This is a genomic window from Tabrizicola sp. YIM 78059 (assembly GCF_004959785.1).
In the GTDB taxonomy this organism is placed as follows: Bacteria; Pseudomonadota; Alphaproteobacteria; order Rhodobacterales; family Rhodobacteraceae; genus Tabrizicola; species Tabrizicola caldifontis.
In genome coordinates this window covers 335,653-355,964 of sequence record NZ_SJZH01000002.1, presented here as the reverse complement: position 1 = coordinate 355,964, position 20,312 = coordinate 335,653, and the positions used below count along the sequence as shown (strand labels likewise).

The following is a 20,312-nucleotide window of genomic DNA, read 5'->3' as shown; positions in this document are numbered from 1 at the left end:
GGCCGACAGCCTACTGCCCTTGGACACACGGATGACCGAACGCCCCGTCAAGCTTGCCTGCCGGCATGTCTGGAAGATCTATGGCCCGCACCCGGAACGGCTTCTGGCAGGCGGCGCGGTGCCGACCATGGAAGAGATCCGACAATCCGACCATGTGGGGGCGGTGCGCGATGTCACCCTCGAAGTGGCGGAAGGCGAGATCTTCGTCATCATGGGCCTGTCGGGGTCGGGCAAGAGCACCCTCGTGCGATGCCTGTCCCGGCTGATCGAACCCACGGGCGGCGAGATCCTCTATGACGGAGAGGATCTCTTGAAGGCATCGCCCGCCCGGATGATCGAAATCCGCCGGCACCGGATGGGCATGGTCTTCCAGCACTTCGCGCTGCTGCCGCATCTGACGGTGCTGGAAAACGTGGCCTTTCCGCTGGAAATCCAGGGGATGGACCGTGCCGCACGGGAAGCCAGGGCGCGCGAGGTCGTTCAGCTGGTGGGCCTTCAGGGGCGTGAGGGCAACTATCCGCGCCAACTGTCCGGCGGGCAGCAGCAGCGCGTGGGCATTGCCCGCAGCCTTGCCGCCGAGCCTGACCTGTGGTTCCTTGACGAACCCTTCAGCGCGCTTGACCCGCTGATCCGGCGCGAGATGCAGGAAGAATTCCTGCGCATCCAGCGGCAGTTGAAGAAGACCATCATCTTCATCACCCACGACTTCGACGAGGCGATCCGCCTTGCCGACCGGATCGCCATCATGAAGGACGGGGCCGTCGTGCAGGTGGCCACCCCCGAAGACCTGGTGCTTGCCCCTGCAAACGATTACGTCGCCGCCTTCACCGCGCATGTGACGCGCTCCAAGGTAGTGACCCTGGGGCGGCTTGCGGTCGCAGGTCTGCCGGACAGCGTCGCCGGAACCCTGCCTGGCGCAGCGCGAATCGAGGAAGTGGCCGAAAGGATCGTCTCGGCAGACGCGCCCTTTGCTGTGGAACGCGATGGCCAGGTGATCGGCCATGTCACCCCGGCGGCAGTGATCTCGGTCCTGATAGGCAGGTCGGCATGACGCTCTGGCGCGGGATCTGGGCGGGGATCGCGCTGATCGCACTGGGGTTGACGATCTTCGCCACGGTGCCCGCCGGTTGGCTGTGGCCGCCGCAGGCCATGCATCTTCCCTTTGCCGCCTGGCTGTCGGCCGGCATGAAATGGCTCACCGACAGCGCCGCCATCGGCCCGGTGACGGTCAAGGGCCTGACGCGCGCCTTCGCCACCCTGATCGAGGCACCCTACGAGGTGGTGAAGGTTCTGCTGGTGGACGGCATCACCGAGGGCAAGGGCCGTCGCGCGACCACGATCATCCCACCGCTGTCCTGGGTGGCGGTGACGGTGGCCGCGGTTGCGCTGGGGCACTATGCCCGCAGCATCTGGCTGGGCCTTCTGGCGGGGGCACTGATGGCCTATCTGGCGATCTTCGGCCAGTGGGACAGCGCCATGGTCACGCTGGCCTCGATTGCGATTGCCGTGCCCTTGGGTGTCGTGGGTGGGGTGGTGCAGGGGATCGCAGCCTGGCGCTGGCGCTGGGTGGAAAGGGTGCTGACCCCGATCCTCGACCTCATGCAGACGATCCCGACCTTTGCCTTCCTTGTTCCGATCCTGGTGCTCTTCGGTTTCGGCCCCGTGGCGGCCCTGCTGGCCACGATCATCTATGCCATGCCGCCGATGGTCCGGGTGACGGTCGTGGCCCTGCGCGCGGTTCCCTCCGAGATCGTGGATTTCGCCAACATGGCCGGCTGCACGCCGTGGCAGCGGATGCGCAAGGTGATGCTGCCGGTCGCGCTGCCCGACCTGATGGTCGGGGTCAACCAGGTGATCATGCTCAGCCTGAACATGGTCATCATCGCCTCGATGATCGGTGCCGGGGGTCTTGGCGCGGATGTGCTCGAATCCCTGCGGCGGCTGAACATCGGTGGGGGAGTCGAGGCGGGGCTTGCCATCACGGCGCTGGCCGTGGTGCTGGACCGGCTGAGCCAGGCGATGTCGGAACGCGTGGCGCGCAGCGAGCCGCGCAAGGGCAACTGGTGGCGTCGCCATCCCCGCACGACCATTGTGCTGGCTGTAACACTGGCGACCGGGGCGCTGGGTTACCTGATCCCTGCCTTGCAGGACTGGCCCAAGGCCTGGCAGATCACCACGAAACCCTTCTGGTCAGACCTGATTGCGCATATCAACGTCAACTACTTCGATCAGCTCGAGGCGGTGCGGGTCTGGTTCCTGGAAACGCTGCTTCTGCCGGTGAAACGCTTCTTCCTGGCCTTGCCCTGGCCCTTCCTGCTTGCTGTCCTGACCCTTGCCGGCTGGCGACTGGGCGGCCTGCGCCTTGCGGCCCTGGTGCTGGCGCTGGGTCTTTTCATCGCCGCGTCGGGCCTGTGGGAACAGGCGATGATCACGGTATACCTTTGCGGACTTTCGGTTGTCCTCGCCATGGTCATCGGGGTGCCTCTGGGAATCCTGGCCGCGTCGAACCAGACGGCCGGCAGGATCATCGGCACGGTGGTCGATACGCTGCAGACTCTGCCTTCGTTCGTCTATCTGATCCCGGTTGTCATGCTGTTCCGCGTCGGCGATTTCAGTGCGATGATCGCGGTTGTCCTGTTCGCGCTGGTGCCGGCGGTAAAATACACCGCGCACGGGTTGCGTTCGGTTCCGGCCGAACTGATCGAGGCGGGGGTGGTCTGCGGCTGCACGCGGGGCCAGATCCTGAGCAAGGTCCGCCTGCCGATGGCGGTGCCGATGATCCTGCTGGGGCTGAACCAGACGATCCTCCTGGCGCTGTCGATGCTGGTGATCACCGCGCTGGTCGGCACGCGCGACCTTGGGCAAGAGGTCTATGCCGCGCTTGCGACGGCCGATGTCGGGCGCGGACTGGTGGCCGGCCTTGCCGTTGCGGCCATCGCCATCATTGCCGACCGTCTCATCGGTGTTGCCGCAAGCCGGGCACGGGCCCGGCTTGCGGCAACGTGAAGCCGAAGCTCTGCCGAGCCCCCGCAGGCATGCCAGGCCGGAATGGCCCGGTCAGGCGACCTCGAACTGCAGCGCCTTGACCTGCTGGAACATGCCGGTGCCTTCCAGCGTCTCGATCACCTTCGGGTCGATCGGCTGGTCGAGGTAGAGGATGGCGATGGCATCCTGCCCCACGCCCGACCGGCCGAGGGTGAAGTTGGCGATGTTGACGTTGTTCTTGCCCATCGTCATCCCCAGAAGGCCGATGATGCCCGGCACGTCCTCGTTGGTGGTGTAGAGCATGTGGCGGCCGATCTCGGCATCGATGTTGATGCCCTTGATCTGGATGAAGCGCGGCTTGCCGTCACTGAAGCAGGTCCCCGCGACCGAGCGTTCGCGCTTGTCCGTCACCATAGTCACCTTGATGTAGGCATCGAACACGCCGGTCTTTTCCTGCCGGGTGGTCGAGATCTGGATGCCCTTCTCCTTCGCCACGACGGGGGCGGAGACAAGGTTGACGTCCGGGTTCTGCGCCTTGAGCACCCCCGCGATCACCGCCTGGTTCAGCGCGGCGAGGTTCATCTCGGCGACGCGGCCGTCGTAGAGGATGTTGATGGCGCGGATCGGTTCCTCGGTCATCTGGCCGATGAAGCTGCCCAGATGACCGGCCAGCTTGATCCAGGGGCCCATGATCGCCGCCTCTTCCGCCGTGACGTTCGGCATGTTCAGCGCGTTCTGCACCGCGCCGGTCAGAAGGTAGTCCGCCATCTGCTCGGCCACCTGGAGCGCCACGTTTTCCTGCGCCTCGGTGGTCGAGGCGCCGAGGTGCGGGGTGCAGACCACGTTGGGATGGCCGAAAAGCACGTTATCGGTCGCGGGTTCGACCTCGAACACGTCCAGCGCGGCCCCTGCGACGTGGCCACTGTCAAGCATCTCCTTCAGCGCGGCCTCGTCGATCAGGCCGCCGCGCGCACAGTTGATGATGCGGACGCCCCGCTTCGTCTTCGCAAGGTTCTCGCGGCTGAGGATATTGCGGGTCTTGTCGGTGAGCGGCACATGCAGCGTGATGAAGTCGGCCCGGGCCAGAAGCTCGTCCAGCTCGACCTTGGTCACGCCCAGCGTCCTGGCACGTTCCTCCGACAGGAAGGGGTCGTAGGCCACGACCTTCATGTGCAGGCCCACCGCGCGGTCGCAGACGATGCCGCCGATGTTGCCCGCCCCGATCACGCCGAGGGTCTTGTTGAACAGTTCGACCCCCATGAACCTGGACTTTTCCCATTTTCCGGCATGGGTAGAGGCATTGGCCTCGGGGATCTGCCGGGCAATGGCGAACATCATGGCGATAGCGTGTTCCGCCGTGGTGATCGAGTTGCCGAAGGGCGTGTTCATCACGATCACGCCCTTCTTCGAGGCGGCGGGGATGTCCACGTTATCGACGCCGATCCCGGCGCGGCCGACGACCTTCAGGTTGGTGGCGCGTTCTAGAAGCTTCTCGGTGACCTTGGTGGCCGAGCGGATGGCGAGGCCGTCATACTGGCCGATGATCTCGGCCAGCTTTTCCTTGTCCTTGCCAAGCTTCGGCATGTAGTCCACCTCGACCCCCCGGTCACGGAAGATCTGGACGGCGGTTTCGGAAAGTTCGTCGGAAACGAGGACTTTGGGCATGGGTCAATCCTGTGTGTGCGGAAGGTGCGCATGAATGCGCACCCTACGATGCGGGGTAGGGTGCGCGTTCACGCGCACCGATGATGTCAGGCAGCCTGAGCCAGCGCCGCGATCTCGGCCTCGAAGGCGTAGGCGATCCAGGGCATCAGCGCCTGGACATCCGCCGTCTCGACCGTGGAGCCGCACCAGATCCGCAGGCCAGGCGGCGCGTCGCGGTAGGCACCGAGGTCGAAGCCCGCGCCGGCCTTCTCGATCCGCTTGGCGACAGCCTTGGCAAAGGCCTCGCCATCGGTGATGCGGGGATCGGTAAACTTGAGGCAGACCGAGGTGGTCGAGGCCGTCGCCGGATCCTCGGCCAGGTTGGCGATCCAGGGGTTTGCGGCGCAGAAGTCCCAGACGACCTGCGCATTGGCATTGGCCCTGGCGATCAGCGCCGGCAGGCCGCCGATCGACTTCGCCCATTTCAACGCGACCAGGTAATCCTCGTTCGCCAGCATGGACGGCGTGTTGATCGTCTCGCCCTGGAAGATGCCTTCGATCAGCTTGCCCTTGGCGGTCAGGCGGAAGATCTTGGGCAGCGGCCAGGCGGGGGTGTAGCTCTCCAGCCGCTCGACGGCACGGGGGGAAAGGATCAGGACGCCATGCGCGCCCTCGCCGCCCAGGACCTTCTGCCAGGAGAAGGTGGTCACGTCGAGCTTCGACCAGGGCAGGTCCATGGCAAAGGCCGCACTGGTCGCGTCGCAGATGGTAAGGCCCGCGCGGTCGGCGGGGATCGCGTCGCCGTTCGGCAGGCGGACTCCGCTGGTCGTGCCGTTCCAGGTGAAGACCACGTCCTTGTCGAAATCGACCTGCGTGAAGTCCACGATCTGCCCGTAGGGCGCCTTGCGGACCGTGGCGTCGAGTTTCAGCTGCTTGACCACATCGGTCACCCAGCCCTCGCCGAACGACTCCCAGGCGAGAATCTCGACCCCGCGTGCGCCGAGGAGCGACCACATCGCCATCTCGACCGCGCCGGTGTCCGAGGCCGGCACGATGCCGATGCGGTAGTCGGCGGGGACGCCGAGGATTTCGCGCGTCAGGTCGATCGCTTCTTTCAGCTTAGCCTTGCCGACGGCGGCGCGGTGGCTTCGGCCCAGGGGGGCGTCGGCCAGCATGTCGAGCGAATATCCGGGAATCTTGGCGCAGGGGCCGGAGGAAAAGCGCGGATTGGCCGGGCGCTTGGCCGGCGGGGTCAGGTCAGTCATGGTAGCCTTCCAGCTAAATGCCCTTCGTTGGGGAAGGGTGTCCCGCCGCTGTGGGTAACGGCCCCGGCACACTGGCGCAAGGGACAAAATCGCGCTAATGCGCCGCATCTTCGTGAAAAAGCGACGCCGTTGTTCACTATCGGAAACCTGTCCATGCATGTTGTCACCCTGCTGACCAACCCCGAAACCCCGGTGCTGGAGCGGGTGACGGTGGAATCACTTCGCAACGCCTGGGGCGGTGGAGAAGCACGCTGGCTTGACCCCGGCGTGGCGGCAGAGTTCGATTTGCCGGAAGTGCCGGAAAATCGCTGGCAGGTCTGGCAGGATCTTCAGGCGCTGCGGGTGGACATGGTGGTGCAGCCTGCCGAGGGGCGCAGGAAGCGCCTTCTGATCGCCGACATGGATTCGACGATGATCGCCCAGGAATGCATCGACGAGCTGGCCGACGAGGCCGGGGTGGGCGCGCATGTTGCCGACATCACCGCGCGGGCGATGAATGGTGAACTCGATTTCGAAGGGGCCCTGCGCGAAAGGGTAAGCCTGTTGAAAGGCCTGCCGGAAGCGGTGATTGCCCGGGTTCTGCGCGACCGGATCACACTTATGCCGGGGGGCAGGGTGCTTCTGGCCACGATGAAGGCGAACGGGGCCTATGCCGCACTGGTCTCGGGCGGGTTCACGGCCTTCACCCAAGCGGTGGCCGAGCGTCTGGGTTTTGACGAGAACCGCGCGAACCGGCTGAACATCGAGGACGGCAGACTTGCAGGAACTGTCGCCGAGCCGATCCTGGGAAAGGAGGCCAAGCTTCATGCCCTGCATGAGATTTCTGCCCGGCTGGACATTTCGCCGCAGCAGGTTCTGGCCGTCGGTGACGGGGCAAACGACCTGCCGATGCTGAAGGCGGCGGGTATCGGGGTCGCGCTGCATGCCAAACCCAGGGTCCAGGCTGAATGCGAGGTGCGCGTGAACCACGGCGACCTGACCGCGCTGCTCTATCTGCAAGGCTATTCCCGCGATCAGTTCGCCGCAGCCTGACCGGTTCGGGCATTTCGTAGCCGGGTGGGGTGCCGCAGGCATCCGCCGCATTCTCACGCAGTCGGCACATCCTTGCCCGCAGACCTTGCGATCAGGCCGCACACGGCCCACAAGCCAGAAGTGATCCGCCCGCGCCAACCGAGGCCACTGCCAATGACCCCCAGCTATCCCCAGATCAAGGATCTTGTTCTGATCGGCGGCGGCCACACCCACGCGCTGGTGCTGCGCATGTGGGGCATGGACCCCTTGGCAGGTGCCCGGCTGACCGTCATCAACCCGGACCCGGTCGCGCCCTATTCCGGCATGCTTCCGGGCATGATTGCCGGCCATTACCGGCGCGAGGATCTGATGCTTGACCTGGTCCGGCTTTGCCGGTTTGCCGGCGCGCGGCTGATCCTTGATCGGGCCATCGGCCTTGACCCCCGCACGCGACAGGTCTGGCTGGCGGGGCGGGCACCGCTGGCCTACGACCTTGCCTCGGTCGATGTCGGCATCACCTCGGACCTGCCCGACCTGCCGGGTGCCGATCATGCGGTGTCCGCAAAACCCCTGGCTGCCTATGCTGCAGCCTGGGAGGCCTTCCTTGCCCGCGGCCTGACCTTTCCCCGTGTGGTGATCCTGGGGGCGGGGCTTGGCGGGGTGGAACTGGCGCTGGCCTCGGCGCATCGGTTGCGGACCTTGGGCTCCAGCCCGCAGATCACGCTGATCGACCGCGCCACCGCCCTGTTGCCGGGGCTTGGATCATCGGCGCGGCGCAAGGTGCTGGCGCGGCTTGCCGCCGACGGAATTGCCCTGCGCACAGGCGCCGTGGTTGCCGCCATCGGGCCGGAAAAGGTGACCCTGGCGGGCGGCGAAGAGATCGGCTCTGACTTCACGCTGACTGTCGCGGGCGCGCGTCCCCACGACTGGCTTGCCGAAACCGGGCTGGAGACCGAGCGGGGGTTTCTGGTGACCGACGACAGGCTGCGGACCAGCGATCCCTCAGTGTTCGCCGCCGGGGATTGCGCCACGATCCGCGGGGCTGCCCGGCCAAAGGCAGGGGTATTCGCGGTCCGCGCCGCGCCCGTCCTGCATGCGAACCTGCGGGCGGCACTTGCCGGAAAGACCCTGCGCCGGTTCCGGCCCCAGTCGGATTACCTGAAGCTCGTTGCCCTTGGCGCGCAGGAAGCGGTGGCCGACAAGTGGGGGCTTTCGCTGGCCGGTGGCCGGATCTGGCGGCTGAAGGACAGGATCGACAGGCAGTTCATCGAAAAGGTCGCCGACCTGCCCGCCATGCCGCGCCCCGCCGCACCCGCCCCTGCGGTGGAAGGTCTGGCACGGCATCTGGCGCAGCGCCCGCTTTGCGGCGGCTGCGGTGCCAAGCTGGGGTCAGAGATCCTGGGCGCGGCACTTTCGGGCCTTCCCGCGCCCACCCGGCCCGAGGTGCTGTCGGGCCCAGGCGACGATGCGGCAGTGCTGGCCCTGCCGGGCGGGGATGTGCAGGTGATGACCACCGACCATCTGCGTGCCTTCACCGCTGACCCCCGGCTGATGGCGCGGCTGACGGCCCTGCATGCGCTGGGCGATGTCTGGGCGATGGGTGCAACCCCTCAGGTCGCGCTTGCGCAGGTGGTGTTGCCACCGCTGGGCCCATCGCTTCAGCAGCGGATGCTGGACGAGATCATGTCCGAAGCCGCTGCCACCTTCCGTGCCGCAGGGGCGGATGTGGTGGGGGGCCATTCCACCGAAGGGGCGGAACTGACCGTCGGTTTCACCGTCACCGGCACCGCGCGGCGCGTCATCGGCAAGGGTGGCGCGCGACCCGGGGACGCGCTGATCCTGACCAAGCCGCTGGGCTCTGGCACGATCCTGGCCGCCGAAATGGCGCTGGCCCGCCTGCACGGCCGGATGCTGGGCGAGATCTGGGCCGCCTGCATCGACCAGATGTCTCGCGCCCAGGGCAGCGCCGCCGCGATCCTTGCCCCCGAGGCCCATGCGATGACCGATGTCACCGGCTTCGGACTGGCTGGCCACCTGCTGGAGATGCTGGAAACCTCCGGTACCTGTGCCACCATCCGGCTTTCGGCTGTCCCGTTGATGTCAGGCGCGCTGGATCTGGCGCAGGCAGGCTACGGCTCGTCGCTGCAACCGGCCAACCTGGCGGCGGTCAGCTGGCGGATGACCGCGCCCGACGATCCGCGCACCCTGCTGCTGACCGATCCGCAGACGGCGGGCGGGCTGCTGGTTGCCATGTCGTCTGCCCGGGCCGAGGCGATCCTTGCCGACCTGCGCAGGGCTGGCCACGACGCGGCCCTGATCGGCGAAGTGCAGGCCGGGTCGCCGCATCTGACCGTCACGGCCTGACGCCGGGGCAGATCCGGCCATCAGGCGGGCAGGGGAGCCCGGGGCTCCCGTTCCCAGCCGTCAAGGAATTCTACCCGCGAACAGCTAGCAAAGCGGGCAAGCCGGTCGAGTTCCGCTGCCAGCCTTTCGCGCCGGCCCCCTGTCAGCCTGACCCCGGCCTCGGGCCAGAAGGCCCTTGCCCTCAGGGCGCCAGCATCACGGAATGCCTTTGCGTCGATCCGCCCGATCAGCCGGTCGCCCTCGAGCACGGGAAAGACGTAATAGCCATAGATCCGCTTCGGTTCCGGGATGAAAACCTCGATCCGATAGCGGAAGCCGAACAGGAATTCTGCCCGGTCGCGGTCGCGCAGGCAGGGGTCGAAGGGCGACAGGATACGAATACGGCGGCCGGGTTCGGGTGGCTCTGCGTCAAGAATTTCGGGGAAGGCCAGAACAGTTCGGCGCTGGCCGCTGGCGCCCTCGACCATGGCCTCGACGATCTCGCCCCGGGCAAGCGCAGCCCGGCACCAGCCCCTGGCCTGCTCTGGATCGATCGCATTCCAATAGGCCGCGATCTCGCCCGATGTGCCGAAACCCAGTTGGCGCAGCGCGGATCGGCACGCCCAGTCGGTCACGATTTCGGCCGGGACCGGGGTCCGATGCCTCTCGGGGATCACCCTTTCGGCTAGATCATAGATCTTGGCGAAACCATCCCGCCGGGTGACGGCGATCTTCCCTGTCCGCCACAGCCATTCCAGCGCGGTCTTGGAAGGGTGCCAGTCCCACCAGCCGCCCCGACTGCGCGGCTCGCCCTCACCGACATCGGCGGTACCCACCGGCCCGTCCCTGGCGATGCGGTCGAGGATGCAGTCCAATTGCGCCTCATAGCCTTCGCGGAACCAGCGCCGCCAGTTGCGGTGCAGGCGTTGCTCGTCCCTTGCAAAGCGGTGTTGCCAGATCCCGTGCAGCCCGACCGGCAGGATCGAAGCGTCATGCGTCCAGTGTTCCCACAGGCTGCGGTCCTGTTCCAGCAGACGCTTCAGCGCCGGGGTGCGATAGGACTGTCGCCGCGACCACAGGATCATGTCATGCGCCCGGGCAACCGTATTGATGCTGTCCACCTGGACGAAGCCGATTCGCGCAATCAGGTCGTGCAGAGCCTGGCCGCTGGCCGGGCCGGTCGGCGGCTCGGCCAGGGCATGGCGTTCCAGGAACAGACGGCGGGCGCGGGTGTTGGGGATCGGCACAGGCATCCCGAAGGCGTAACATTGCAGCAGATTTCAGCAAACGGCGGATTTGCGCTGGAACTTGCCGCTGTCCGGTTGGACATGCCGGGGCGAATGCCTAGTATCTGGTCGTCTCCTGACAATACCCGTGACACCGCATGGCCGCTTCCCCCAAGGGGACGGGCCGGAAAGGACCACAAGGATTTGCCGCACGAAACGCCCCTGATCACCACCCTTGTCGCCGGCTTCGGCCTTGCCTTCCTGTTCGGCCTGCTGGCACAGCGGCTGAAACTGCCGCTGATCGCCGGCTATCTTCTGGCCGGCGTCCTGATCGGGCCGTTCACGCCGGGCTATGTCGCCGACATGGATCTGGCGACAGAGCTGGCTGAACTTGGGGTGATCCTGCTGATGTTCGGGGTGGGGCTTCACTTTTCGCCGCGTGACCTGATGGCGGTGAAGGCGATCGCGGTGCCGGGGGCCGTCGGGCAGATCGCGGTGGCCACGGGGTTCGGCACCCTTGTCGGCTGGTTCCTTGGCTGGAGCCTTGGTGCCGGGCTGATCTTCGGCCTTGCGCTTTCGGTCGCCTCGACCGTGGTCCTGCTGCGGGCACTTCAGGACCGCGAGCTGGTGCAGACCGAGAAGGGCCGGGTCGCCGTGGGCTGGCTGATCGTCGAGGATCTGGTGATGGTCCTGGCGCTGGTGCTGATCCCGCCCCTTGCCGGGCTGCTCGGGGGTACGCCCGTCCCCGTGGGCGAAGAAGCCGAGATCGTGGCCGAAGTCACCAGCAACATCGGGATCGGCCCCATCGCCGCGACGGTGCTGATCACCATGGTGAAGGCAGCGGCCTTCGTGGCGCTGATGCTGGTGATCGGTCGGCGGGCCATTCCATGGGCGCTGCATTTCGTGTCGCACACGAAATCGCGCGAGCTGTTCCGCCTGGCGGTCCTGGCCATCGCGCTGGGCGTGGCCTATGGCGCGACGCATTTCTTCGGCGTGTCCTTCGCGCTGGGCGCCTTCTTCGCCGGGATGGTGATGTCGTCCTCGACGCTGTCTTCACAGGCAATGCGCGAAACGCTGCCGCTGCGCGACGCCTTTGCGGTGCTGTTCTTCGTCTCGGTCGGGATGCTGTTCAACCCCGAGATCGTTCTGGCCAAGCCGCTGGCCCTGCTGGCAACAGTGGCGATCATCATCGGCATCAAGGCGCTGGCGGCCTATTACATCGTCCGGGCCTTCGGGCACGACCACGACAAGGGCTTGACCATCGCGGCAAGCCTGGCCCAGATCGGCGAGTTTTCCTTCATCCTGATCACGATGGGCGTGACGCTGGACATCGTGCCGCCCGAGGCGCGCGACCTGGTGGTGGCCGGTGCGATGCTGTCGATCCTGGCGAACCCGCTTCTGTTCCACCTGCTGGACCGGCGCTGGGCGCGCAAGGCCAAGGCCGAGGCGGTCGTCGTGCCCGAGGCGCCGGTGCCCGATCCGGCCCCGCAGAACTGAGCGGTCAGAGGCCCGCCTCGGCCTCGATCTGCGCCTTCGACTTGCGCGCACGTTCCGTAGCCGATTTCAGCTGGCCGCAGGCGGCCATGATGTCCTCGCCGCGGGGGGTGCGGATCGGGCTGGCGTAACCCGCCTTGTAGATGATGTCGGCGAAGGCGTGGATACGGTTGTTCGACGACCGCCTGTAGGGCGCGCCTGGCCATTCGTTGAACGGGATCAGGTTCACCTTGGCCGGGATCCCTTCCAGAAGCTTCACAAGCCGGTGGGCGTCTTCCTTCGAATCGTTCACCCCGTCCAGCATGACATATTCGAAGGTGATCCGTTCGCTGTTCGACAGGCCCGGATAGGCCCTCAAGGCCTCAAGCAGCGTCACGATGTTCCAGCGCCTGTTGATCGGCACCAGCACGTCGCGGACCTCGTCAGTGGTGGCATGCAGGCTGACCGCCAGCTGGCAGCCGATCTCGGTCGCGGTGCGGGCGATCTCCGGGACCACGCCGGATGTGGACAGCGTGATCCGCCGGCGGCCAAGCGCGATCCCTTCGCCGTCCATAACGATCTGCATCGCGTCGCGGACATTCTCGAAATTGTAGAGCGGCTCGCCCATCCCCATCAGCACGATGTTCGAGATGAGCCGCACCTCTTCCTTCGGCGCGCCCGGCACCGGCCATTCGTCCAGATCGTCGCGCGCCATCATCACCTGGCCGACGATTTCCGCCGCGGTCAGGTTGCGCACCAGTTTCTGCGTGCCGGTATGACAGAAGGAACAGGTCAGTGTGCAGCCGACCTGGGACGAGATGCACAGCGTCCCCCGGTCGGTTTCCGGGATATAGACCACCTCGACCTCATGCCCGCCGGCAATGCGCACCAGATACTTGCGCGTGCCGTCGGCCGAGATCTTCCGCGTCACCACCTCGGGAATCTCGATGGTGAAATGCTCGGCCAGAAGTGCGCGGTAATCCTTGGCGAGGTTGGTCATCAGCGCGAAATCGCGCACGCCCCAGTGATAGACCCACTGCCAGACCTGACCGACCCGCATCTTCGCCTGCTTTTCCGGCGTGCCGGCGGCGATCAGCGCGGCGCGCAGCGCCTCGCGCGTCAGGCCGACGATGTTCGTCTTGCCGGTCTGGGGCAGCTTGCGCGGAATGGTGAGCACATCTTGCGTGATGGGGGCGGTCATCGTGGCAGATCCTTGGGTCGGGCCTTGTCACAGGCGATCTGGGCGGTCCGGCGCATATAGGCGAGGTTCGACAAAAAGAAAAGCGCCCCGCGAAGGGGCGCCTTCCGACGTGCATAGCGGCTTACTTGCAGCGCTGTTCGGCGTCGGTCATCGCGGCGGTGAATCCGCGCAGGCTGAAGGTGTCCTTGGTCTGGGTGCCGCGGCCCGAGCGTGCGGTCAGCACGGCCGTCGTGCCCGCCTTCATCGCGGCAAGCAACCTTGCGTCATCTTCGGCGCTGCCGGGCCAGGCCCATTCACCATCAGTGAACATCTTGTAGGACTCGCCGTCGATCGCAACCTCGACCGTCGAGCCTTTGGCAAAGGGGTAGCCCCCGGTAAAGCTGATCTCGCCCGGGCGGCCCGGACGGAAGGTCACGAACAGCAGAATGTCACCCCGCCGCACGCTGACCGGCTGACCATCGCGCGTGTTGACCGATTCCTTGGGCTTGGAGACACCCCAGCATTCCTTCGTCGGGCTGTCCTCGGTGAAGACGTTCCAGTCGGTCATCGTGGCGACACGGTTGGTCGATTCCTGCGCAACCGCGGCATGCGCCGAAAAAGAGAACGCGGCGACTGCAAGCGCCCGGCCGAGAAGGGAAGTCATGTGTGTAGCAGCCTCCAAGCTGTCTTCGTGCCCCTGCGCGCCACCGTCTGGTGCGGCCTTTCGACTGGCGCGCGGCTCTTCTACCCGATATTGCAGCCATAATCAAAACCGCCACGCCGCGAAAGCCCCATGGGCGGCTATTCGCGCACATGTTACGGGGAACGGATATGTCCGGCGCGCATCCGATGGTTGAACTCTGGCGCGGGGGCCTGCTGGAAAGCACACATGCTGGCCATGCGGTGATCTGGGGGCCAGGGGGCATCGAGGATGTCTGGGGCGACCCGGCGACGGTGATCTTTCCGCGGTCGTCCTGCAAGATGATCCAGGCACTGCCGCTGGTCGAGTCCGGTGCCGCCGATGCCGTCGGGCTGACCGATGCGCATCTAGCGCTGGCCTGCGCCAGCCATCAGGGCGAGGCGCGGCATGTGAAGATGGCGGGCGACTGGCTTGCGACGCTGGGCCTGGCCGAGCCTGCCTTGCGCTGTGGCGTGCATGAACCCTATGACCGGACCGAACGGAACCGCCTGATCAAGGCCGATGAAAGCCCCTGCCAGTTGCACAACAACTGTTCCGGCAAGCATTGCGGCTTTCTGACCGTCACCCGCCATCTTGGCGCCGGGCCGGAATATGTCGAGATCGACCATCCGCTGCAGCAAGCGATCCGGCAGACCACCGAAGAGGTTACGGCAGAGGCGGTCGCCGGCTGGGGGGTCGATGGCTGTTCGGCCCCCAATTTCGCGATGTCGGTCGCCGGGCTGGCCCGTGCGATGCAGGCCTTCGCCGCGGCCAGCGGGTCGGGCGGGGTGCGCGACCGCGCCATGCACCGGCTGGCAAGGGCCATGGCAACCTATCCGGAACTTGTCGCGGGCGAAGGGCGTGCCTGCACGGAACTGATGCGCGCCATGGACCACAAGGTGGCCATCAAGACCGGGGCCGAGGCGGTGTTCGTGGCGATCCTGCCCGAACAGAAACGCGGCATCGCACTGAAGATCGCCGATGGCGGCACCCGCGGGGCCGAAGCGGCGATCACGGCGCTGCTGGTCCGCGCGGGGGTCTTGGACCCTGCCCATCCGGCGGCGCTGAAACGGCTGGGCGGCAGGCAGACCAACTGGCGCGGAATCGAGACCGGCCGGATTCAGGCGGCGCCCGGCTTCCCGGATTGATATCACCGTTTGATTCGGAGGCCGAACCGCGTAAGCTTTTCCGATGAACGCCGAAGCGCCGATCCCGTTTCCGCAGGCCGACCGGGCCCCCGATCAGGTCAGTTTCGACCGGAAGGAGCTGGGCCTGATCCTGCGGGTCTATGGCCGCATGGTGGCCGCAGGCGAATGGCGCGACTATGCCATCGCCGCGCTGCGCGACCTGGCCGTGTTCAGCATTTTCCGCCGCACAGCCGAAACCCCGCTTTACCGGATCGAGAAGCGCCCGCGCCTGCGCGCCCGTCAGGGGCAGTATGCCGTGGTCGCCCAGGACGGCCGCGTGTTGCGCCGCGGCCATGAGCTGGAGCAGGTGCTGAAGGTGCTGGAAAAGCGCCTGATCGGTCCGGTCGGCTGATCGGTCCGGGGGGCAGGGTCATGGCGACCGGCTGCCCGGGGCCGTCACCCCGGCCGCTTGCGGGCCAGAACCGGTCCGCCGCCCGCTTCTGCAATCCGCCGAATCGCCTCGACGATCCCTTCGCAGGCCACCGACATCGTGGCGCCATTGGCATGGATCAGCACGTCCGGGTTGACCACCAACGCCACATGGCCCTTCCAGAAGAGGAGATCGCCACGACTCAGTCCTTCTTGCGGGGCGAGTGGCCGGCCCATTTCCATCTGCATGTCGCTGTCGCCGGGGCAGTCGCACCCGGTCGCATGCAGCGCCACCTGCACCAGGCCGGAACAGTCGATCCCGAAGCGCGAATTTCCGCCCCACAGGTAGGGCGTCCCCAAAAGGCTTTCGGCTACCGAAACCGCATCGGGCGCCCATTGCCCGATCGGGCGCAGATGGCAGAGCGGCACAAAGCCTTGTGGTGTCTGCGCCCAGGCACCCGAAAAGGCGGTAACGGCCAGCTGCGAGCCCAGAGACAGGCTGGCCGTTTCGGGCGCCTGCACCAAGGGTTCAGTATGAAGGTGCGTGGCCGGGGCAGCCACCCAATGCGTCGGTTCCGGCCCTTCGCCGACTGCCGCGCTTTCGACCCAGCCGCAATAACCGTCGCGCCGTGACTGCACGAACAGATGCCCCTCCTCGTGGTCGATCACGGTGACGGCAGCGCCCATCAGCAGTTGCCGGTCACGCGCACCGCCGGGCTTGTCGCGCAGGTCGGCCAGCGGCACGACGATCCGGCCCGACCTCCCCTCGGTCAGGGGGGCGCTGATCCTGCCCTTGAGGCTGACATGGGCCACGCGGCCCGAATAGGGCGTAACGCGGCGGTCCATCAGGTGGCGTCCAGACCCAGGATCTGCGGCAAGGCACCCAGGATCGCCCGCGCGCCCTGCCCGACACCGCCCTTCGGACGGGCGGGCTGATCGGTCGGCGTGTGGCCGTAGATGTCGAAATGCAGGTAGCGCGGGCCATCGACGAAGCGGCGCAGGAACAGGGCCGCCGTGATCGAGCCTGCAAAGCCGAAGCCGGGCGCATTGTCCAGATCGGCGATAGCGGGTTCGATCACCGCGTCATAGGGGTCGTGGAACGGCATCCGCCAGACCGGGTCGAACCCCCGTGCGGCGCCCTGTTCCAGTGCCGCGGCCAGCGATGCGTCATCGGTGTAATAGGGGGCAATGTCCGGCCCCACCGCCACCCGTGCCGCGCCGGTCAGCGTGGCCATGCTGACCAGCACATCCGGCGCCTCCTCGCAGGCGAGGGCCAGCGCATCGGCCAGCACCAGGCGTCCTTCGGCGTCGGTGTCGTTCACTTCGACCGTCAGGCCCTTGCGGCTGGTCAGGATGTCCTTTGGTTTCAGGGCATTACCTGCCACCACATTCTCGACGGCTGGAATCAGGACGCGCAGACGCAGCGGCAGGCCCAGCGCCATGATCATCTGGGCCAGCCCCAGAACCGTGGCCGCGCCGCCCATGTCCTTCTTCATCAGGTTCATGCCGTTGGACGGTTTCAGATTCAGCCCGCCCGTGTCGAAGCAGACACCCTTGCCCACCAGCGTCAGCGCAGGCCCGGCTTCGCCCCAGCGCAGGTCGATCAGCCTGGGTTCGCGCGGGCTGGCGCGGCCCACGGCATGGATCATAGGGAAATTCGCGGCCAGCAGGTCCTCGCCCACCGTGGTGGCGACAGCGGCGCCGAAACGGGCGGCCAGCGCGCGGGCGACGGCCTCGAGCTCGACCGGGCCCATGTCCTGCGCCGGGGTGTTGATCAGATCGCGGGTCAGCGCCTCGCCCTCGGCCATGGCGATCAGGCGGGGGGCATCAACGCCCTCCGGGCAGACCAGCAGGGCCTGCGGCGCAGGCTTGCGACCGGGGCGGTAGCGGTCGAACCGGTAGGACGAAAGCAGCCAGGCCAGCGCGGCCTCGGTCCTTTCGTCCGGCGAGAGCCGGCCTTCGATCCGCCAGTTGCCGGAGGGCAGGCCAGATACCGCCTTCGCCAGGCCGAACCTCTGACGTCGGCGCGCCTGTGCGGTGCCAAACCCTGCCACGGCGGCGCAGACGGACCCGTCCTCGCCCGGCAGAAGCCGAAGATCGCCCAGTCCTGCCTCGAACGCGGTCGAGGTCAGCCAGGGCGCCCAAGGGCGTCCGGCACCGTCCAGGAATGAGGGCAGTTCTTCGGGCCGCAGCACATGCAAGGTCCGGCAGGGCGCCGCGGGATCGGCAAGGGAAAAGGTCATGGCACTGGGCATCTGCAAGCCAGATCAAGGGGACATTGCCCCAAGTGGATGAAGCAGGCCCGGAAAATCAAGCGTGACCGCGCCCAGACCGCAGGTTTTTTCGGGGTTCGGGCAGAACCTTCCCGAAGCCCGGCGTTTCGGGATTCCCGGCCCTGGCCCATCCGGACCGGATGACCGGATGCCCAGGTGTGGCAACGCTCGTTTGACAGGGGCGTGCGACATCAAGCTTCCTAGCCCGACTGGCCGGCGATGCCGGGCCCGGCAGGAAGCGATCTGTCGGCGATCCGCAGCAGCCTTGCCCAGACGGCTGCAAAGGCGGTTCCGTCGCCGCGTTCCAGGCAGATGCAGGCATCCCCGGCGACCAGGCCAAGGCTGACCAGGCCAAGATCATCGGCCTGCAGCTTCAACCGTCCCAACTGTCGCGCCACGTCATGCAGATCCTGCGCGCGGATCTTCTCGGCGATGCCTGCCATGGTCAGCGCCAGCCCCCCCAGCGCCCGGGCCACCATCTGTTCCGCCGTCGGCGCGCCAAGGTTGCGGTAGATCGCCGCGATCGCCGCGATATCCTGACGCACGACCTCGCGCGGCGAGAGCATCGCAATCACACCCGTGTTCATGCCCGTTCGTCCAGCACACCACCCGAAGGTCAGCTTGCGGGGCCAGGTTGAACAATTGGTTTCTCCCGATGACGCGAAGGCGCTTTTTGCCTCTCGAATTTTCCACAAATGCCGAATAGGGAGAGGCGAAGAAGGACGACGCCCATGACCCATTTCCGCCCCCTGCCCGCCTATCTGGTGCAGCGCTTCCATGGCTGGCGTGCCACCACCTATCAGGAAAACCGGGCCTGGTATCGCCGGCTGGCATCAGACGGGCAGCACCCCCGGGCCATGGTGATTTCCTGTTGCGACAGCCGGGTGCATGTCACCTCGATCTTCGGCGCGGACGAGGGAGAGTTCTTCATCCATCGCAACATCGCCAACCTGGTGCCGCCCTACAACCCGGATGGGGAATATCACGGCACCTCGGCGGCGGTGGAATATGCCGTCACCGGCCTTGGCGTCGCCCATATCGTCGTGCTGGGCCATTCCAACTGCGGCGGGGTCAAGGGCTGTCATGACATGTGCCGGGGCCACGCGCCCGAACTGGAGGAGAAATCCAGCTTCGTCGGCCGCTGGATGGATATCCTGCGCCCCGGCTTCCAGAAGGTCGCCGGCCTGCCCGATGACGAGATCCTGCGCGCGCTGGAAAAGCAGGCCGTGCTGACCAGTCTGGAAAACCTGCTGACCTTCCCCTTCGTGCGCGCGGCGGTCGAGGACGACCGGCTGACGCTGCACGGCCTGTGGACCGACACGGGCGAGGGCGGGCTGGAACAGTACGACCCGGTTCGCAACGGCTTCGTCCCGGTCTGAACGCGAGCTTCATGCAGGGCTTGAACAGTGGGGTTCGCACCGATTGCCCTTGTCAGAACTTTCACAAGACGTTTACCTGTCTGTTACAAACCGCCGCCAGTGAAGGGGCCGCCGTGGCCCGCCGAGCGTCGGGCCGCATGTCATCCAACCTGGGAGAAATCCGAATGACCACCAAGAAGTTTCTGTGCCTGACAACCAGCCTTGCCGTGATGGTATCGGCCGGCGCCGCGACGGCGCAATCGCTGGCCGAAATCGAAGAGGCCGCCAAGAAGGAGGGCATGCTGACCACCATCGCCCTGCCGCATGACTGGTGCGGCTACGGCGGCATCATCGCCGACTTCAAGGCCAAGTATCCCGACATCAAGGTGAACGAACTGAACCCCGACGCGGGGTCGGCCGACGAGATCGAGGCGATCAAGGCCAACAAGGACAACAAGGGCCCGCAGGCCCCCGACGTGATCGACGTCGGCCTGGCCTTTGGTCCTTCGGCCAAGGCCGAAGGGCTGATCCAACCCTACAAGGTGGCTGTGTGGGATTCGATCCCCGACGGCATCAAGGATGCCGACGGCTACTGGTATGGCGCCTATTACGGCGTGATGGGCTTTGCCGTGAACAAGGATCTGGTCGAGAACGTGCCGCAGGACTGGGCCGACCTTCTGAAGCCGGAATATGCCGGGATGGTGGCGCTGGCCGGTGACCCGCGTGCCTCGAACCAGGCGATCCTGGCGGTTCTGGCGGCCGGCATGTCCACCGGTGCCGCGCCGGGTGAAGAGGCCGGCAAGGCCGGTCTGGAATTTTTCAAGCAGCTGAATGACGCGGGCAACTTCGTTCCCGTCATCGGCAAGGCCGGCACCCTGGCCCAGGGCACCACGCCGATCGTCATCGCCTGGGACTACAACGGCCTTTCCTGGGGCAACACCCTGGCCGGCAACCCCCCGGTTGAGGTGGTGATCCCGAAGTCGGCCGCGCTGGCCGGCGTCTATGTCCAGGCGATCAGCGCCTATGCCCCGCAGCCCAATGCCGCGAAGCTGTGGATGGAACACATCTTCTCGGACGAAGGCCAGCTTGGTTACATCAAGGGCGGCTGCCAGACCGCGCGCTTCAACGAACTGGTCGCGGCCGGCAAGGTTCCGCAGGAAGTCCTGGACGCGATGCCCCCGGCGGACGCCTACAAGGACGCCTACTTCCCGACGCTGGAGGAAGTGGATGCCAACAAGGCGGTGGTGACCGGCGGGTGGGATGCCGTGGTTGGCGCGAACGTCGAGTGATCTGACATGACCCGGCCCGCCCCGGCACGA

The 20,312-nt window shown here is 66.5% G+C and carries 17 protein-coding genes; 9 read left to right on the top strand and 8 right to left on the bottom strand.

Annotation, left to right across the window (positions count from 1 at the left end; all coding sequences use genetic code 11):
- Positions 1-31 precede the first annotated feature (31 nt).
- Together EZM81_RS04360 and EZM81_RS04355 are read left to right on the top strand one after the other, a co-directional pair.
- On the top strand, positions 32-1,051 hold the full coding sequence (locus EZM81_RS04360; RefSeq protein ID WP_136644904.1) for a glycine betaine/L-proline ABC transporter ATP-binding protein: 1,020 nt from the start codon (positions 32-34) through the stop codon (positions 1,049-1,051).
- Entirely contained in the window at positions 1,048-3,006 is a 1,959-nt protein-coding gene (locus tag EZM81_RS04355) for a proline/glycine betaine ABC transporter permease (protein WP_136644903.1), read from the top strand. Before EZM81_RS04360 ends, EZM81_RS04355 begins: the two co-directional genes overlap by 4 nt.
- A 51-nt stretch (positions 3,007-3,057) precedes the next feature.
- Here the strand turns inward: EZM81_RS04355 and serA are convergent, their stop codons facing one another.
- Together serA and EZM81_RS04345 are read right to left on the bottom strand one after the other, a co-directional pair.
- Positions 3,058-4,650 (bottom strand): phosphoglycerate dehydrogenase, encoded by a 1,593-nt coding sequence (serA, locus tag EZM81_RS04350; RefSeq protein WP_135447598.1) that lies wholly within the window; start codon positions 4,648-4,650, stop codon positions 3,058-3,060.
- Between the two features lie 86 nt (positions 4,651-4,736).
- A complete protein-coding gene (locus tag EZM81_RS04345) occupies positions 4,737-5,894 on the bottom strand; it encodes a phosphoserine transaminase (protein ID WP_136644902.1) in 1,158 nt (385 codons plus the stop codon).
- A gap of 153 nt (positions 5,895-6,047) precedes the next feature.
- Here EZM81_RS04345 and serB point away from each other — a divergent pair, with 153 nt between their 5' ends.
- Both serB and selD read left to right on the top strand, forming a co-directional pair.
- Complete coding sequence (gene serB, locus EZM81_RS04340; RefSeq protein ID WP_135447603.1) at positions 6,048-6,926, top strand: phosphoserine phosphatase SerB; 879 nt, start codon at positions 6,048-6,050, stop codon at positions 6,924-6,926.
- Between the two features lie 153 nt (positions 6,927-7,079).
- On the top strand, positions 7,080-9,269 hold the full coding sequence (selD, locus tag EZM81_RS04335) for a selenide, water dikinase SelD (RefSeq protein WP_136644901.1): 2,190 nt from the start codon (positions 7,080-7,082) through the stop codon (positions 9,267-9,269).
- 20 nt (positions 9,270-9,289) lie between these two features.
- Here selD and EZM81_RS04330 read toward each other — a convergent pair whose 3' ends face one another.
- The gene (locus tag EZM81_RS04330) at positions 9,290-10,495 is read right to left on the bottom strand and encodes a winged helix-turn-helix domain-containing protein (RefSeq protein ID WP_371685720.1); all 1,206 of its coding nucleotides are present in this window, start codon (positions 10,493-10,495) and stop codon (positions 9,290-9,292) included.
- A 183-nt stretch (positions 10,496-10,678) separates the two neighbouring features.
- On the opposite strand from EZM81_RS04330, the gene EZM81_RS04325 reads away from it, so the two are divergent.
- Positions 10,679-11,971 carry a cation:proton antiporter gene (locus EZM81_RS04325; RefSeq protein ID WP_135447610.1) on the top strand — a complete coding sequence of 431 codons (1,293 nt, stop codon included), beginning with the start codon at positions 10,679-10,681 and terminating at the stop codon, positions 11,969-11,971.
- Between the two features lie 4 nt (positions 11,972-11,975).
- Here EZM81_RS04325 and rlmN read toward each other — a convergent pair whose 3' ends face one another.
- Positions 11,976-13,148 carry a 23S rRNA (adenine(2503)-C(2))-methyltransferase RlmN gene (gene rlmN, locus EZM81_RS04320; protein WP_136644899.1) on the bottom strand — a complete coding sequence of 391 codons (1,173 nt, stop codon included), beginning with the start codon at positions 13,146-13,148 and terminating at the stop codon, positions 11,976-11,978.
- 121 nt (positions 13,149-13,269) lie between these two features.
- Positions 13,270-13,791, bottom strand: coding sequence for an invasion associated locus B family protein (locus tag EZM81_RS04315; RefSeq protein ID WP_136644898.1), 522 nt, complete (start codon positions 13,789-13,791; stop codon positions 13,270-13,272).
- A gap of 167 nt (positions 13,792-13,958) precedes the next feature.
- Between EZM81_RS04315 and EZM81_RS04310 the strand changes: the two genes are divergently transcribed.
- Entirely contained in the window at positions 13,959-14,954 is a 996-nt protein-coding gene (locus tag EZM81_RS04310) for an asparaginase (RefSeq protein ID WP_135447617.1), read from the top strand.
- Between the two features lie 43 nt (positions 14,955-14,997).
- Positions 14,998-15,345 carry a DUF2794 domain-containing protein gene (locus EZM81_RS04305; protein ID WP_135447619.1) on the top strand — a complete coding sequence of 116 codons (348 nt, stop codon included), beginning with the start codon at positions 14,998-15,000 and terminating at the stop codon, positions 15,343-15,345.
- 44 nt (positions 15,346-15,389) lie between these two features.
- On the opposite strand, the gene EZM81_RS04300 is transcribed toward EZM81_RS04305, so the two are convergent.
- From EZM81_RS04300 to EZM81_RS04290, 3 genes are all read right to left on the bottom strand, one after another.
- Positions 15,390-16,208: an NlpC/P60 family protein gene (locus EZM81_RS04300; RefSeq protein WP_136644897.1), complete on the bottom strand. Its 819-nt coding sequence runs from the start codon at positions 16,206-16,208 to the stop codon at positions 15,390-15,392.
- Entirely contained in the window at positions 16,208-17,605 is a 1,398-nt protein-coding gene (locus EZM81_RS04295; protein ID WP_136644896.1) for a M17 family metallopeptidase, read from the bottom strand. The genes EZM81_RS04300 and EZM81_RS04295 overlap by 1 nt, the downstream gene beginning before the upstream one ends.
- 230 nt (positions 17,606-17,835) lie before the next feature.
- The gene (locus EZM81_RS04290) at positions 17,836-18,222 is read right to left on the bottom strand and encodes a hypothetical protein (protein ID WP_136644895.1); all 387 of its coding nucleotides are present in this window, start codon (positions 18,220-18,222) and stop codon (positions 17,836-17,838) included.
- Positions 18,223-18,366: 144 nt separating this feature from the next.
- Here EZM81_RS04290 and EZM81_RS04285 point away from each other — a divergent pair, with 144 nt between their 5' ends.
- Both EZM81_RS04285 and EZM81_RS04280 read left to right on the top strand, forming a co-directional pair.
- Positions 18,367-19,014: a carbonic anhydrase gene (locus EZM81_RS04285; RefSeq protein WP_135447629.1), complete on the top strand. Its 648-nt coding sequence runs from the start codon at positions 18,367-18,369 to the stop codon at positions 19,012-19,014.
- A 164-nt stretch (positions 19,015-19,178) separates the two neighbouring features.
- On the top strand, positions 19,179-20,282 hold the full coding sequence (locus EZM81_RS04280) for an ABC transporter substrate-binding protein (RefSeq protein WP_135447631.1): 1,104 nt from the start codon (positions 19,179-19,181) through the stop codon (positions 20,280-20,282).
- Positions 20,283-20,312 lie beyond the last annotated feature (30 nt).